Source organism: Sphingopyxis sp. PET50, assembly GCF_025244705.1.
Taxonomy (GTDB): domain Bacteria; phylum Pseudomonadota; class Alphaproteobacteria; order Sphingomonadales; family Sphingomonadaceae; genus Sphingopyxis.
In genome coordinates this window covers 1,627,445-1,642,464 of record NZ_CP104207.1, presented here as the reverse complement: position 1 = coordinate 1,642,464, position 15,020 = coordinate 1,627,445, and the positions used below count along the sequence as shown (strand labels likewise).

Annotated in this window: 14 protein-coding genes, 1 tRNA gene, 1 other RNA gene and 2 pseudogenes; 14 read left to right on the top strand and 4 right to left on the bottom strand. The window is 65.8% G+C overall.

Annotated features, from left to right (window positions below):
* The first annotated feature begins 119 nt into the window (after positions 1–119).
* The 13 genes and pseudogenes from N0A20_RS08620 to N0A20_RS08560 all read left to right on the top strand — a co-directional run bounded on the left by N0A20_RS08620 (position 120) and on the right by N0A20_RS08560 (position 10,208).
* Positions 120–1,223, top strand: coding sequence for a cysteine desulfurase family protein (locus tag N0A20_RS08620; protein ID WP_260583483.1), 1,104 nt, complete (start codon positions 120–122; stop codon positions 1,221–1,223).
* Positions 1,220–1,555 carry a 2Fe-2S iron-sulfur cluster-binding protein gene (locus tag N0A20_RS08615; protein WP_260583482.1) on the top strand — a complete coding sequence of 112 codons (336 nt, stop codon included), beginning with the start codon at positions 1,220–1,222 and terminating at the stop codon, positions 1,553–1,555. The genes N0A20_RS08620 and N0A20_RS08615 overlap by 4 nt, the downstream gene beginning before the upstream one ends.
* Positions 1,556–1,699: 144 nt before the next feature.
* Positions 1,700–2,335, top strand: a complete 636-nt coding sequence (locus N0A20_RS08610) for a hypothetical protein (RefSeq protein WP_260583480.1) — start codon at positions 1,700–1,702, stop codon at positions 2,333–2,335.
* Positions 2,332–3,246, top strand: coding sequence for a class A beta-lactamase (gene bla / locus N0A20_RS08605; RefSeq protein WP_260583478.1), 915 nt, complete (start codon positions 2,332–2,334; stop codon positions 3,244–3,246). The genes N0A20_RS08610 and bla overlap by 4 nt, the downstream gene beginning before the upstream one ends.
* Positions 3,243–3,392: a hypothetical protein gene (locus tag N0A20_RS08600; RefSeq protein ID WP_260583476.1), complete on the top strand. Its 150-nt coding sequence runs from the start codon at positions 3,243–3,245 to the stop codon at positions 3,390–3,392. Before bla ends, N0A20_RS08600 begins: the two co-directional genes overlap by 4 nt.
* A 28-nt stretch (positions 3,393–3,420) precedes the next feature.
* An RNA gene (gene ffs / locus N0A20_RS08595) (signal recognition particle sRNA small type) lies at positions 3,421–3,518 on the top strand.
* A 189-nt stretch (positions 3,519–3,707) separates the two neighbouring features.
* Positions 3,708–5,411 carry a DNA polymerase III subunit gamma/tau gene (locus tag N0A20_RS08590; protein ID WP_409574754.1) on the top strand — a complete coding sequence of 568 codons (1,704 nt, stop codon included), beginning with the start codon at positions 3,708–3,710 and terminating at the stop codon, positions 5,409–5,411.
* A complete protein-coding gene (locus tag N0A20_RS08585; RefSeq protein ID WP_260583474.1) occupies positions 5,408–5,743 on the top strand; it encodes a YbaB/EbfC family nucleoid-associated protein in 336 nt (111 codons plus the stop codon). Before N0A20_RS08590 ends, N0A20_RS08585 begins: the two co-directional genes overlap by 4 nt.
* 258 nt (positions 5,744–6,001) lie before the next feature.
* Entirely contained in the window at positions 6,002–8,398 is a 2,397-nt protein-coding gene (gene lon, locus N0A20_RS08580; protein WP_260583472.1) for an endopeptidase La, read from the top strand.
* Between the two features lie 155 nt (positions 8,399–8,553).
* Entirely contained in the window at positions 8,554–8,826 is a 273-nt protein-coding gene (locus tag N0A20_RS08575; protein WP_037510426.1) for an HU family DNA-binding protein, read from the top strand.
* A gap of 163 nt (positions 8,827–8,989) precedes the next feature.
* A tRNA-Val gene (locus N0A20_RS08570) sits at positions 8,990–9,064 on the top strand.
* Between the two features lie 73 nt (positions 9,065–9,137).
* Positions 9,138–9,446 (top strand): hypothetical protein, encoded by a 309-nt coding sequence (locus tag N0A20_RS08565; protein WP_260583471.1) that lies wholly within the window; start codon positions 9,138–9,140, stop codon positions 9,444–9,446.
* A 95-nt stretch (positions 9,447–9,541) separates the two neighbouring features.
* Positions 9,542–10,208, top strand: a pseudogene (locus tag N0A20_RS08560) (response regulator transcription factor).
* Here the strand turns inward: N0A20_RS08560 and N0A20_RS08555 are convergent.
* Positions 10,205–10,393: a hypothetical protein gene (locus tag N0A20_RS08555; RefSeq protein WP_260584002.1), complete on the bottom strand. Its 189-nt coding sequence runs from the start codon at positions 10,391–10,393 to the stop codon at positions 10,205–10,207. The pseudogene N0A20_RS08560 and the gene N0A20_RS08555 sit on opposite strands and share 4 nt — an antisense overlap.
* Here N0A20_RS08555 and N0A20_RS08550 point away from each other — a divergent pair.
* A pseudogene (locus N0A20_RS08550) lies at positions 10,308–11,607 on the top strand (sensor histidine kinase); the annotation flags it as partial. The gene N0A20_RS08555 and the pseudogene N0A20_RS08550 overlap by 86 nt on opposite strands.
* Before the next feature lie 51 nt (positions 11,608–11,658).
* Here the strand turns inward: N0A20_RS08550 and N0A20_RS08545 are convergent.
* From N0A20_RS08545 to N0A20_RS08535, 3 genes are all read right to left on the bottom strand, one after another.
* Entirely contained in the window at positions 11,659–12,945 is a 1,287-nt protein-coding gene (locus N0A20_RS08545; protein ID WP_260583873.1) for a cytochrome P450, read from the bottom strand.
* A gap of 255 nt (positions 12,946–13,200) precedes the next feature.
* Complete coding sequence (locus N0A20_RS08540) at positions 13,201–13,371, bottom strand: hypothetical protein (RefSeq protein WP_260583469.1); 171 nt, start codon at positions 13,369–13,371, stop codon at positions 13,201–13,203.
* The gene (locus tag N0A20_RS08535; protein ID WP_409574753.1) at positions 13,368–14,963 is read right to left on the bottom strand and encodes a helicase HerA-like domain-containing protein; all 1,596 of its coding nucleotides are present in this window, start codon (positions 14,961–14,963) and stop codon (positions 13,368–13,370) included. Before N0A20_RS08535 ends, N0A20_RS08540 begins: the two co-directional genes overlap by 4 nt.
* Between the last annotated feature and the right edge of the window lie 57 nt (positions 14,964–15,020).

The window sequence follows — 15,020 nt, the reverse complement described above, 5'->3', positions numbered from 1 at the left end:
ACAACGTCAGAATTCCGTTCGTGTCGAGCGAAGTCGAGACACCCGGAAGGCGAGCATTCCCGATGGGTGTCTCGACTTCGCTCGACACGAACGGGAATTGAGGACATTTGAAAGCCGCGATGATCTACCTCGATTACCAGGCCACGACGCCGCTCGCCCCGGAGGCGCGCGAGGCGATGCTGCGCTGGCTGGCGGGGTCGGGCGCCGACGACTGGGGGGGCGACGGCTATGCCAACCCGTCGAGCACGCACAAGGGCGGCCGCGCCGCCGCCGCCGCGGTTGAGGTCGCGCGCGACCAGGTCGCGGCATTGCTGCCAAAGGGCGGGCGCGTCTATTTCACTTCGGGCGCGACCGAGGCGCTCAACTGGGCGCTGTTCAAGGGGGCCGAGGCCAGGCCCGGCGGCGCGGCGGGGCTCAGCATCGAGCATCCGGGCGCCTTGCAGCCGCTTGAGAAATTACATGCGGCGATCCTTCCGGTGGACGCCAAGGGGCTGGCGCTTCCCCCCGACGATGCGCTGATCCCCGACAACGGCATCGTCGCGACGATGCTGGTCAATAACGAGGTCGGGACGATCCAGCCGGTCGGCGATTTCGTCTCCGCCGCCCATGCGAAGAACAGCCTGCTGCTCTGCGACGCGGTGCAGGCGCTGGGCCGCGTCGCCATTCCCGACGGCCCCGACCTGATCGCGGTTTCGGCGCACAAGATCCACGGCCCGAAGGGGATCGGAGCCCTGTGGGTGAAGGACGGCATCGACCTCGAACCGCTGATGCTCGGCGGCGCGCAGGAGCAGGGGATGCGCTCGGGCACGGTGTCGCCCGCGCTGTGCGCCGGCTTCGGCGCGGCGGCGGCGCTCGCCGCCGAGCGTTTCGACGCCGATGCGGCGCACGTCGAACGCCTCTGGTCGCTCGCGCTCGACCTGCTCCCCGAATGGACGGTCAACGGCGATACCGAACGCCGCTATCACGGCAACCTCAACGTCCGGCGCGAGGGGGTGAACGGCCTCCGCCTGATGTCCGACGCGCGCGATGTCGCCTTCTCGCTCGGCAGCGCCTGCGCCAGCGGATCGGGCAAGGTCAGCCATGTGCTGCGCGCGATGGGCGTGAGCGAGATCGACGCGCGATCGTCGATCCGCCTCGGCTGGGGGCGCTATACGAGCGAGCAGGAGTTGCGCGACGGCCTCGACGCGATCAAACAGGCCGCACGACTCCAAGGGGTTAATTGATGCGCGTCACCTTCATCCACGCCGACGGCAAGGGGCGCACCGAGGCTGAGGCGCAGGCGGGCGCCATATTGCTCGACGTGGCGCAGGCCCATCTGATGCCGCTGGAGGGGACATGCGAGGGACAGATGGCTTGCTCGACCTGCCATGTCATCGTCGACAAGGCGGATTTCGACCGCCTTCCCGAAGCCAGCGAAATGGAAGAGGACATGCTCGACCTCGCCGCCGGGGTACGCCGCACGAGCCGCCTCGCCTGCCAGATATTGCTGACAGCCGATCTCGATGGGCTGACCGTCCACATTCCGGCCGAGAGCCGCAACATGCAGGGTCGTTAAGGCGATGCGTGGACTTTGATAAATCGGCGGTTCAGGGCATCGACCGATAAGCGGGGCATTGCCAAAGTCGATCCGCGGGGGTGAATCCGGCTAGCCGAGCGCGACCGGGCACTGAGACCGAAAGGGGGTATGATGATCCGGGTTATGACATGTCTTGCTGCCTTTTGCCTGACTGCCGCGACGGCTCAGGCACAGTCGGCCTGCGCGACGAGCGACCATGGTTTCGTCGACGGATCGGACTACAAGCTCGAATTTTATAACAAGTCGGCGGTGCGAAAACTGACCTACACGGGCGAAACCTATTCGGAAGGCAGCATCGTCCTGATGCTTCGGGCGCCCAGGCTGTTGCCCGACGACCATTATTCCGACGCCGATCCCAAGGCGGTGCTGACTTTTCATTTGAAGCCCGATGCGATCTGGTCCGTCGACCTCCAACTGCCCAAGGCGTCGTCGAAGGATGCGCTGTTCGACAAGGGGGTGCCGATCGCCGCGCGGATCGAATTGCATGGCGGCACGCGCGTCATCGAAGGGACCAGCAAGCCGAATGGCGAACGACGCTGGACCGAGGCAGACTATGAGAGTGGCTTTGGCAAGATCGTCGCGCACGATGTTTACGTCCGTTTCTATGACGGGCGCTCGGCCGACCGGAGCAAGCCGCTGGCGGAGATACGCTATCCGGCTGCGGCCTTTATCGGTCATTTTGCCCGAACGCGGAAGAAGATGGCCGATTTTCTGCAAATGGAGCGCGAAGGCCGCTGCGTCCCGGCCGCAGCGTCATGAGGCGCGCGCGCGCCATCGCCGCCTGTGCCGGGGCGGTATTGATCGCCGCCTGTCCGGCCGCGTCGCAGCCGACGACCACGCGAGAGGGCGAGATGGCGGTCATCGCGCGCCAGGTCGCCGCACTGGAGACGAAAAGCGGCGGACGGCTGGGCGTTGCGGTGACCGACGCCGAAGGGCAGTTGCTGTTCGGGCATCGCGCCGACGAGCGTTTCGCGATGTGCTCGACCTTCAAGCTGCTGCTCGCGGGGCAGGTGCTGCACTCGGCGACCAACGGCGTGTCGCTTCGCACCCCGCTCGATTTCCAGCGCGCCGACCTGTTGCCTCACTCGCCCGGCGCCGAGACGCTGCTCGGCGCCGACGGCAAGGGACAATATCGTATCGGCTTCGCCGCGGAGGATGCGGTCGTGCTCAGCGACAATCTGGCCGCCAACCTGCTGCTCGCTTATTTTGGCGGTCCCGATGGCTTCACCGAACGCGTCCGCGCGACCGGCGACGATGTGACGCGGCTCGACCGGATGGAGCCCGACCTCAACGAAAATGCGCCCGGCGATCCGCGCGACACGACCAGCCCGGCGGCGATAGCGAAGGGCGCGGCGGGCTATGTCTTTGGCGACCGGCTGCACGACAGCTATCGCAAAACGCTGCGCGGCTGGCTGGTGAAAAGCGAAACCGGCCGCGCGCGCATTCGTGCCGGCCTGCTGTCGAACTGGCTCGTCGGCGACAAGACCGGGACGTGCGGCACCGCCTATAATGACGTCGCCTTTGTCGAGGAACCGGGCGGCGACCGCTATATGATCGCTGTCTATCTCGACCGGCCGGCTGGTCAAGGGCGCTGCGGCCGAGGCGATCATCGCCGATGTGGCGCGCGCGATTGCGGGGGATCTACCCGACTGACGGAAAGGGGGGCATGATGCGGGGGACGATCGGCGTGGCTGCCGGCGATCGCAAGCTCGGCCTGATGGGGGAGGTCGCGCGCGGGGGTTACAGCCATTTCTCCGACGCGGAGATCGCGGCGATCCTCGCCTATCTGAAGGAGGTCGCGCTGCGCGATCCTTGACCTTGGCGCATCCCGCCGCCATATGCGCGCCGGGAGTCGGGCGGACGCAGTCTTCGCCAACCCGGTCAGGTCCGGAAGGAAGCAGCCGCAACGAATTCGCTGCGGGTCGTTCCGGCTCCCACCCTCAAACCACCTTTACGGGCATCGTCACCCTGAACTCGTTTCAGGGTCCATGGCAGAATCTCCAATTTTACGCTGCTTTTGCGGCGAGGACAGGCCATGGATGCTGAAACGAGTTCAGCATGACGAGGTGCAGGGGACGACCGTCCGCTTTCCCCTTCGACAAGCCGCCGCTCGCCCCCTAATACGGACCGCATGAGCGATTCCGCCGACGACGAACCGACGATGCTGGGGATGGACCTGCCGGAAACGCCGCCGCCTGCTGCGTCGTCCGGCCCGTACCGCGTCCTCGCGCGCAAATATCGCCCGCAAACCTTTGCCGAACTGATCGGGCAGGATGCGATGGTTCGCACGCTCGGCAATGCGATCGCGCGCGACCGGCTGGCGCATGCCTTTCTGATGACCGGGGTGCGCGGGGTCGGCAAGACCTCGACCGCACGCCTGATCGCCAAGGCGCTCAACTGCATCGGCCCCGACGGACAGGGCGGGCCGACGATCGACCCCTGCGGCGTCTGCGAACCGTGCCGCGCGATAACCGAGGGGCGCCATATCGACGTCATCGAGATGGACGCCGCGTCGAACACCGGCGTCGACGATGTGCGTGAGATCATCGAAGCGGTGCGCTATGCCGCCGTGTCGGCGCGCTACAAGATCTACATCATCGACGAAGTGCATATGTTGTCGCGCAACGCGTTCAACGCCCTGCTGAAAACGCTCGAAGAGCCGCCGCCGCACGTCAAATTCCTGTTCGCGACGACCGAGGTGGGCAAGGTACCGGTGACGGTGCTGTCGCGCTGCCAGCGCTTCGACCTGCGCCGCATCACCCCCGACATGCTCTTCGCGCATTTCAGCTCGATTTTGCAGAAGGAAGGCGTCGAGGCCGAGGCGCCCGCGATATGGCTGATCGCCAATGCGGCCGAAGGATCGGTGCGCGACGGCCTGTCGATCCTCGATCAGGCGATCGCGCACGCCGACCTCGATGGCGGCGGCAAGATCGGCGCCGATCAGGTGCGGACGATGCTCGGCCTGTCCGACCGCTCGTCGATCGCCAGCCTGATGGCGACGATCCTGGAGGGCGATTCGGGCAGCGCGATCGACCTTGCGCGCGGCCAATATGCGCTGGGTATCGAACCCGTCGCGATGGTGCGCGGGCTCATGGACCTGACCCACGCGATCACGCTGGCGAAGGTGTCGCGGCACGACGATCCGGCGCTGGCCGAATCCGACCGCGAGCGGATCACGGACTGGGCCCGGAAACTCGGCTTCGCGCCGCTCAACCGGCTGTGGCAATTGCTGCTCAAGGGGCATGACGAGGTGCTGCGTGCGACCAATCCGCTCGAGCATCTGGAAATGCTGCTGTTGCGGGTGATCTATGCGGCGTCGATGCCCGATCCGGGCGAGCTCGCGAAATTGCTTGCCACGGGTCATTTCCCGTCGGCGCCGCTGTCCGCGCCGGCCGCGGCCGCGCAGGATGCGGCCGCCGGCGCCCCCGAACCCCCCGCCGCGGAGATTGAGGCGCCCGCGCCGGCGCTGACCGTGGCCCAAATCCATCAATTGCTCGAAAGCACCGGCAATCACCGCCTCGCGGTCGTCGTGCACGACCATCTGCGGATCATCACGCTGGAACCGGGGCTGCTGATATTCGCCCCGGGGGCGGGGATCGACGCGAATTTCGGGCGCGATCTGGGCGAAGCGCTGCTGGGCGCCACCGGCAGCCGCTGGCTGGTGCGCAGCGGCGAGGGCGAAGCGCGGCCGAGCCTGGGACAGGTGCGTGCGGCGAGCCTTGCCGACAACGGCCAGCGCATCCGCGAACTGCCCGTCGTCAAGGCCGCTCTGGCCGCTTTTCCCGAGGCAAGGCTTGTCGAGGACGACGCGAATCGCCATAGGACGAACCCATGAAATCAATGGAAGAAATGCTCAAGGCGGCACAGGAGGCCGCCGCCACGGTCCAGGCCCAGATGCAGGAGGCGCAGGCGAAGCTCGACGCGGTCGAGGTCGAAGGCGTGTCGGGCGGCGGCCTCGTCAAGATTCGCGCCAGCGCCAAGGGGCGCATCAAGGGCATCTCGATCGACGACAGCCTGATGGTGCCCTCCGACAAGCAGATGCTCGAAGACCTGCTCGCCGCCGCGTTCAACGACGCGCGCGAAAAGGCCGACGCGGTCAGCAACGAGGAAATGGGCAAGATGACCAGTGGTCTGCCGCTGCCCCCGGGTTTCAAGCTGCCGTTTTGACTAATTGATCCTCCCTGTGGCGAAGCCATGGGGAGGGGGACCGTCCGCGAAGCGGATGGTGGAGGGGCAGCGACATCGCGCCATCGCCCCTCCGTCAGCGCTTCGCGCTGCCACCTCCCCATCGCTGCGCGACAGCGAGGATCGAATGGCCGTTCACCCTGGCGACATTGAATGCGGCGCAAGTTACGCCATATTAGCGGTGAACCGACTATAAGTAAGGACGGCGCGCCTATTGCGGGCGCTGCTCCAGGAGCCATGATGAGCCAGACTTTTCCCCTGTTGCCGCTGCGCGACATTGTTGTTTTCCCCCATATGATCGTGCCGCTGTTCGTCGGCCGCGATCGCTCGGTCGCCGCGCTCGAAGTGGCGATGGAAGCCGACAAGGAGATTTTCCTCGTCGCCCAGCTCGATCCCGGTGAGGACGATCCCGCGCGCGACGACCTCTACGACACCGGCGTGATTGCTACCGTGCTCCAGCTTCTGAAACTGCCCGACGGCACGGTGCGTGTGTTGGTCGAGGGCAAGGAGCGCGCGAAGCTCGTCGCGCTCGAAAATGACGACCGGGCCGTGCTGGCGCGCGTGATGCCGATCGCCGATGCCGAGGATGACAGCGCCGATACCGCAGCGCTGATGCGCTCGGTCGTCGACCAGTTCGAAAATTACGCCAAGCTCAACAAGAAGATGCCCGCAGAAACCGCGGTGCAGCTGTCGCAGATCGACGACGCCTCGCGCCTCGCCGACTCGGTCGCGGGCAACCTCAACATCAAGGTCTCGGACAAGCAGGCCCTGCTCGTCGAGGACGCGCCCGCGAAGCGGCTCGAAATGGTCTTCGCCTTCATGGAGGGTGAACTCGGGGTGCTGCAGGTCGAGAAGAAGATTCGCGGCCGCGTGAAGCGCCAGATGGAGAAGAGCCAGCGCGAATATTATCTCAACGAGCAGTTGAAGGCGATCCAGCGCGAACTCGGCAACGACAATGGCGAGGGCGGCGACGACCTCGCCGAGCTGGCGGCGAAGATAGAGGGCATGAAAATGTCCAAGGAAGCCAAGGTCAAGGCGCAGGCGGAGCTCAAGAAGCTGCGCGCGATGGCGCCGATGTCGGCCGAGGCCACCGTCGTGCGCAACTATCTCGACACGCTGATCGGCCTGCCCTGGGGCAAGAAGTCGAAGCTCAAGAAGGATATCGCCAAGGCGCAGGCGGTCCTCGACGACGACCATTATGCGCTCGAAAAGGTCAAGGACCGCATCGTCGAATATCTCGCGGTGCAGGCGCGTACCAACAAGCTGAAGGGCCCGATCCTGTGCCTCGTCGGCCCTCCGGGGGTCGGCAAGACGTCGCTCGGCCGGTCGATCGCGAAGGCGACGGGGCGCGAATTCGTGCGCCAGTCGCTCGGCGGCGTGCGCGACGAGGCCGAGATCCGCGGCCACCGCCGCACCTATATCGGCTCGCTGCCGGGCAAGATCGTGACCAACCTCAAAAAGGCCGGCACGATGAACCCGCTGTTCCTGCTCGACGAGATCGACAAGCTCGGCCAGGATTTCCGCGGCGATCCGGCCTCGGCGCTGCTCGAGGTGCTCGACCCCGAACAGAATGCGAAGTTCCAGGACCATTATCTGGAGATCGACGTCGACCTAAGCGACATCATGTTCGTGACGACGGCGAACTCGCTCAACCTGCCGCAGCCGCTGCTCGACCGCATGGAGATCATCCGGCTCGAAGGCTATACCGAAGACGAGAAGGTCGAGATCGCCAAGCGCCACCTGATCGCCAAGCAGGTCGAGGCGCACGGGCTGAAGGCCGGCGAATTCGAACTGACCGACGAGGGGCTGCGCGACCTGATCCGTTATTACACCCGCGAAGCGGGCGTGCGCACGCTCGAGCGCGAGATCGCCAAGCTCGCGCGCAAGGCGCTGCGCCGCATCCTCGAAGGCAAGGCCGAGAGCGTGACGATCACGCCTGAAAACCTGTCCGACTTCTCGGGCGTGCGGAAGTTCAAACATGGCATGGGCGACCTCGAGGACCAGATTGGCGCCGTCACCGGCCTTGCCTGGACCGAGGTCGGCGGCGAATTGCTGACGATCGAGGCGGTCACCGCGTCGGGCAAGGGCCAGGTCCGCACGACCGGCAAACTCGGCGAGGTGATGACCGAATCGGTGCAGGCCGCGCTGTCCTTCGTGAAGGCGCGCGCGCCTTCCTACGGCATCAAGCCGAGCCTGTTCGCGCGCAAGGACATCCACATCCACCTACCCGAAGGCGCGGTGCCGAAGGACGGCCCGTCGGCGGGCGTCGGCATGGTCACCGCGATGATCTCGACCCTCACCGGCATCGCGGTGCGCAAGGATGTCGCGATGACCGGCGAGGTCACGCTGCGCGGCCGGGTGCTGGCGATCGGCGGGCTCAAGGAAAAGCTGCTCGCGGCGCTGCGCGGCGGGATCAAGACGGTGCTGATCCCCGAGGAGAATGAGAAGGATCTGGTCGAGATCCCGAAGAATATCACCGAGGGATTGCGCATCGTTCCGGTCAGCCATGTCGATCAGGTCCTCGCCGAGGCGCTGGTCGCTCCGGTCGAGCCGATCGAGTGGACCGAGGCGGACGAACTGGCCGCCTCGCCGCCGATCGGCACGGCGGGTGATCCCGAATCGGCGATTCGCCATTAACCACGGCGGGGCGGCCGCTTTTCGTCGCAAAAACGTCATTTTTACCCATTTTGCCCCCTTTTTTGCTTTGACAATGGGGGGGCAAAGCGCGTTAGTGGCGCCCCATGGCACGGCCATGAATCATTCAACCAACAAGTCACAGGGGTTCCTTAGGCATGAACAAACAAGACCTGATCGCCGCAGTCGCTGACTCGAGCGGCCTGACCAAGGGCGACGCGAGCAAGGCAGTGGAAGCTGTCTTCGACGCGATCACGGGTTCGCTGAAGAAGGGCGGCGAAGTCCGTCTCGTCGGCTTCGGCACCTTCGCGGTCAGCAAGCGCAAGGCCTCGACCGGCCGCAACCCGCGCACCGGCGAAACGATGACCATCGCGGCGTCGAACCAGCCGAAGTTCAAGGCCGGCAAGGCCCTCAAGGACGCCGTCAACTAAGCCCGGCGGCACCTTCTGGTGAAAAACAATCGGGTCGCGGCGCAAGCTGCGGCCCGATTTGTTTATGGACGGGGCGATCGGCAAAATCGCCGTTGCAATCGCCGCCGCAGCGGCTATGGACGTCCGGCTTTCGGACGCGGCACCCGCCGCTTCGGTCCGGGACGGGCGCGTAGCTCAGCGGTAGAGCACACCCTTCACACGGGTGGGGTCACAGGTTCAATCCCTGTCGCGCCCACCAGGGCCCAAGGCAAAACCTGGGCTGACCGGGCCATTCATCGCTTATTCAATGCCTCTGCCCTAGGAATGCGGCCATGTTCCGGTCTCTGATCCTTCCGCTGGCCTTTTCCGTCCTGCTCGCCGCCGGCGCGCCCGTCGCGGCGCGCGGCGACCGCGATCAGGACCATCTTCGCGACGCGGCGGCGCAGGGCAAGGTCGTGCCGCTCGGCAAGCTGATCGCCGACGTCCGGTCGCGGCCGCCCTACAGCGACATGACCTTTCTCGGCGGCGCCCAGTTCGACCCGCAGCGGATGCTCTATACGCTGAAATTCATGGACGGCAGCCAGGTCGTCGTCGTCTATGTCGATGCGCGGTCGGGCAAGATCGTCGGGCGCAAACCCTGATATCGTCTCCAACAGATTTGCGATGACCGCTGCGAGTGGTACACAGCGGCAAAAGCGGCCGGGGCCAACCGTGCCGCACCAGGAAAGGCGTTTTTATGCGGATTTTGATTGTCGAAGATGAACCCACGCTCGGTCCGCAGTTGAAGGCGACGCTGGAGGGGGCGGGCTATGCCGTCGACCTCGCGACCGATGGCGAGGACGGCCATTTCCTGGGGTCCACCGAAAGCTATGACGCGGCGATCCTCGACCTCGGCCTGCCCGAGATCGACGGGCTGACCGTGCTCGACCGCTGGCGCAAGGAAAAACGCAATTTCCCGGTGCTCGTGCTGACCGCGCGCGACAGCTGGTCGGACAAGGTCGCCGAGCCTCGACGCGGGTGCCGACGATTATCTGGCAAAGCCCTTCCAGACCGAGGAACTGATCGCCCGCCTGCGCGCGCTGATCCGCCGCGCCGCCGGCAATGCATCGAGCGAACTGATCGCGGGCAAGGTCCGCCTCGACACCCGCTCGGGCCGCGTGACGCTCGACGGCGAGCCGATCAAGCTGACCGCGCAGGAATATAAATTGCTGTCCTACCTGCTCCACCACAAGGGCAAGGTCGTGTCGCGCACCGAACTGATCGAGCATATTTACGATCAGGATTTCGACCGCGATTCGAACACGATCGAGGTGTTCGTGACGCGCATCCGCAAGAAATTGGGTGCCGACATCATCACCACGATCCGCGGCCTAGGCTATCAGCTCGACGATCCGCAGGGTTAAGCCGTGGCCGAGGCCGATGTTCCGGCCGTCGTAGCCGACACCGACGCGGCGAAGCCCGCCGCGCTGACGAGCCGGATCACCGGCTCGCTGGCGCGGCGCATGATCGCGATCGCCGCGATCTGGATTTCGGTGCTGCTGATCGGCGGCGGCCTGGCGCTCGACCGGGTGCTGGTCGGTGCGATCACGCGCAACTTCGATCTCGAACCTCGAATATGTGCTGCTCAGCATGATCCGCTCGTCCGAAATCGGTCCCGACGGCGAGGTCCGGATGATCGAGCCGCTCGGCGACCCGCGCTTCCTCGAACCGTACAGCGGCCTTTACTGGCAGATCAGCGGCGGGCGGCAGGAACCCTATCCCTCGCGCTCGCTGTGGGAACGGCGGCTCGACACGTCCGACCCGCACGACGACCAGATTCTCCATGTCTATGACAGCAACCAGTTCCCCGACGAGGAATTGCGCGTCGCCGAGCGCGATGTGGTGCTGCCGGGCAGCAAGACGAAATGGCGGTTCCAGATCGCCCAGTCGCGCGACGTGCTGGAGGTGCAGACGCGGGCGCTGCGCGCGACGCTGATCCCCAGCCTCGCTTTGCTCGGGCTCGGGCTGATCATCCTCGCGGCGCTTCAGACCTTCTACGGCCTGTGGCCGCTGCGCCATATCCGCCGCGCGATCGCCGCGATGCGCGGCGGACAGCAACGCCGCGTCACCGCCCCGTTGCCGCTCGAGGTGCAGCCGATGGTCGACGAACTCAACGCGCTGCTCGCGCATAACGAGAAACAGGCCGAAGAAGCGCGGCTGCATGCCGGCAACCTCGCGCATGCGCTCAAGACCCCGCTCACCGTGCTCGTCAACAGCGCGACCGGTGACGGCTCCGAACTCGCCGACACGGTGCGGCGCGAGGCTGCGACGATGCAGCGGCAGGTCGAGCATCACCTCGCGCGTGCGCGTGCCGTCGGGCGCCGCGGCGCCGCGCAGGCGCGCGCGAATGTGCGCGAGAGCGTCGACAGCGTGTCGCGCGCGGTGGCCTTGCTTTACCCGGAAACGCGGCTCGACGCATCGGGCGACAAGACGCTGATCGCGCGTGTCGAACGCCAGGATCTCGACGAACTGATCGGCAATCTGCTCGAAAATGCAGCGAAATATGGCGGCGGCAGCGTCTTCGTCACCGTCCAGCGCGACGGCGGGATGGCAGAAATACTGGTCGAGGACGATGGCCCCGGCATCTCCGCCGCCGACCGCGGCCGCGTTATCGACCGGGGAGTCAGGCTCGACAGTGGCAAACCCGGTACGGGACTGGGCCTGGCGATCGTGCGCGACGTCGCGGAAATCTATGGCGGCAGCATCGCGCTCGAGGAGAGCGAGGATCTCGGCGGACTGATGGTGCGGCTGCGGCTGCCGGCATGGGTTAGGACGGATGGACATTCAGAGAACGGCGGTGAGCTCCGTTCCGCCCTATACCGCCTCGAACCGCAGCGGCAGCCGCTTCAACCCGCCGACGAATACCGACTGCACCCGCGCCGGATCGCCCGCGAGTTCGAGGCGTTTCAGCCGCGGCAGCAATTCCTCCATCAGGATGCGCATCTCCATCCGCGCCAGATGCTGCCCCAGGCACACATGCGCGCCAAAGCCGAACGCGATCTGCTGGTTTTTCGGCCGGTCGGGATCGAAGGCGAAGGGCGCATCGAACACCCCCTCGTCACGATTGGCCGAAACATAGTTGAGCATCAGCCAGTCGCCTTCGCGGATCGTCTGCCCGCCGATCTCGACATCCTCGCGGGCGCTGCGCATGAAATGCTGCACCGGGGTCGACCAGCGAATCGCCTCCTCGATCAGCCCCGACTTGTCGCTCTCGGCATCGCGGAACCGCTCGAACAGCGCCGGGTTTTTCGCCAACTCCATCATCGCCCCCGCGGTCGAGGCGCTCGTCGTATCGTGGCCGATGGTCGCGATGATCATATAATAGCCGACGAGTTCGCGGTCGGGAATCTGGCCGCCGTCGATCGTCGCATTGGCGATCACCGTCGCGATGTCCTCGCGCGGATGGGCGCGGCGATCGGCGGTCAGTTCGCGGAAATAATTCTCGAAATCGGCGATGACATAATGGAGCATCGCGATCGCCTGTTCGGCGCTGGTGATCGCCTCCCTGCTGCGGTTCAGTTCGGGGTCGGTCGATCCGAACAATTGCTGCGTCAGCATCAGCATGCGCGGCATATCCTCGGCGGGCACGCCCAATATGTCCATGATGACGCGCAGCGGATAATGCGCCGCGACGTCGCGCGCGAAATCGCATTCGGGACCCGCGGCGAGCATCGCATCGACCGTCTCGCGCGCCAGGGCGCGGATGCGCTCTTCGACGATCCTCAGATTCTTGGGCATGAACCAGCTCTGGGTAAGCAGGCGATATTTCATATGGTCGGGCGCATCCATCTGCACCAGCGAGCGGATCAGGTGGCCGTCGTTGTTCGGCGTCGCCGCCCGTGCGATCGCCTCGCCGTCGCGGTTGGTCAGCACGGTCGGGCGGATGCCGTTCGCGAACCGCTGCGGGTCCCGGCTGATCGCCATGATGTCGGCGTGGCGCGTGACGAGCCAGAAAGGATCGACCTCCTCGGTCTCGGCGACCGCCAGCGGCGCATTGGCGCGCGCCCAGGCGAGCTGTTCGTGAAGCCGGTCCCATTCCCCGTACGCGACGGGATCGACGACGGCGGCGGCTACCTCTCCAGGCAATATCGGTTTTGTCATGAAACCCAAGCTGCCGCGATTCGGCGGACTTGTCGAGGGGGAGCACGTAACCCGATGTCCCACGCCGTTATTCCCGCGAAGGCGGGAAACCGGCTTTTTGCAAAGCTGACAGGCTGGGAGCGATGGTCGATTCAAAAACCCTTCGCGCTCTTCGCGCCTTCGCGTGACTCAGATTTATCTCACACAAAGGCGTAACGGCACGAAGAAGGAAAAAGCTGGAGTCCCGCCTTCGCGGGAATAACAGTGGTGGACGGGCTACCCCGCCAGTTGCGGCGCCACCGCGGACGCATCGACCGAGATGAAGCTCGCCCGCCGTTCGGGAAAGGCGGCAAGGAAGCGTTCGAACAGCGGCAGGCGGATGTCGATGCCCGCGTCGGCGACGGCGATCAGGCTCGCCTCCATCAACGCGGCATCGCCGTCCCTCACTTGAACAGGCTGCCCAATATCCCGCGCATCAGCTGCCCGCCGAACTTGCCCGCCACCTGCCGGCCCAGGCTGGTCGCGGCGGAGCGCGCCGCCGACTGCACCATTTTCTCCGCCATGCTCGGCTTCGCGGCCTCGCGCGCCGCGGCCTTTTCGAGCCGCAGCCGCTCCTTCTCCTCGGCCGCCTTGCGCTTTGCCTCTTCCTTCGCGGCGATCGCCGCTGCCTTGTCGGCCTCTTCCTGCGCCTTGGCCTCGACCGCGGCGGCCTGCGCCTGCTCGGCCTTGACGGCCAGCAGTTCCTCGGCGCTTTCGCGATCGACCGCCGTGTCGTACTTGCCCTCGACCGGCGAGATCGACTGGATGATCGCGCGCTCCTTGGCGTCGAGCGGCCCGGCGCGCGAGCAGGGCGGCTTGATCAGCGTGCGCTCGACCGGCGACGGCGCGCCGTCGGGCATCAGCAGCGACACCAGCGCCTCGCCGACCTTGAGTTCGGTGATCTCGCGCGCGACATCGACCATGGGGTTGGGACGGAAGGTGTCGGCGGCCGCCTTCACCGCCTTCTGGTCGCGCGGGGTGAAGGCGCGCAGCGCGTGCTGCACCCGGTTGCCGAGCTGCCCCGCGACATCCTCGGGAATGTCGATCGGGTTCTGCGTCACGAAATAGACGCCGACGCCCTTCGAACGGATCAGCCGCACGACCTGCTCGATCTTCTCGGCCAGCGCCGGCGGCGCGTCGTCGAACAGCAGATGCGCCTCGTCGAAGAAGAAGACGAGCTTGGGCTTGTCGGGGTCGCCGACCTCGGGCAGCGTCTCGAACATTTCGGACAGCAGCCACAAGAGGAAGGTCGCATAGAGCTTCGGGCTCGCCATCAATTTGTCGGCGGCGAGGATGTTGATGTAGCCGCGGCCATTGTCGTCGAGCCGGATCATATCCTGGATATCGAGCGCGGGTTCGCCGAAGAAATGATCGCCGCCCTGGCTTTCGAGCGTCAGCAACTGGCGCTGGATCGTACCCACCGTTGCTTTCGACACATTGCCATATTTGACCGTCAGCTCGTCGGCGTTCTGCGCGCACCAGGCGAGCATCGCCTGCAGGTCGCCAAGGTCGAGCAGCAGCAGATTCTGTTCGTCGGCGATGCGGAAAGCGATCGCGAGCACGCCCTCCTGCACCTCGTTGAGCCCCATCAGCCGCGCGAGCAGCAGTGGCCCCATTTCCGAAATGGTGGTGCGGATCGGGTGGCCCTGTTCGCCGAACAGGTCCCAGAAGATCACCGGATTGTCGCGGTACGCCCATTCGCTGTCGCCGATCTCGGCGGCGCGCGCGGCAAAAATCTCGTGCATCTTCGACGTCGGGCTGCCCGCCATCGCCATGCCGGCAAGGTCGCCCTTCACGTCCGCCACGAACACCGGCACGCCCGCCGCGGAAAAGCCTTCGGCCAGCCCCTGCAAGGTCACCGTCTTGCCGGTACCAGTCGCCCCGGCGATCAGCCCGTGGCGGTTGGCGCGCTTCAGCACCAGCGACTGGCGCGGCCCATCGGGCGCCCCGCCTCCGCCAAGGCCGATATAGATTTCCGTGGCCGTGCTGCCGTCGCTCACGCACTGTCCTTTCGCTGGCTCAAGTCTGCCTCCGGTCTAGAACGCGGTGCATGCGCA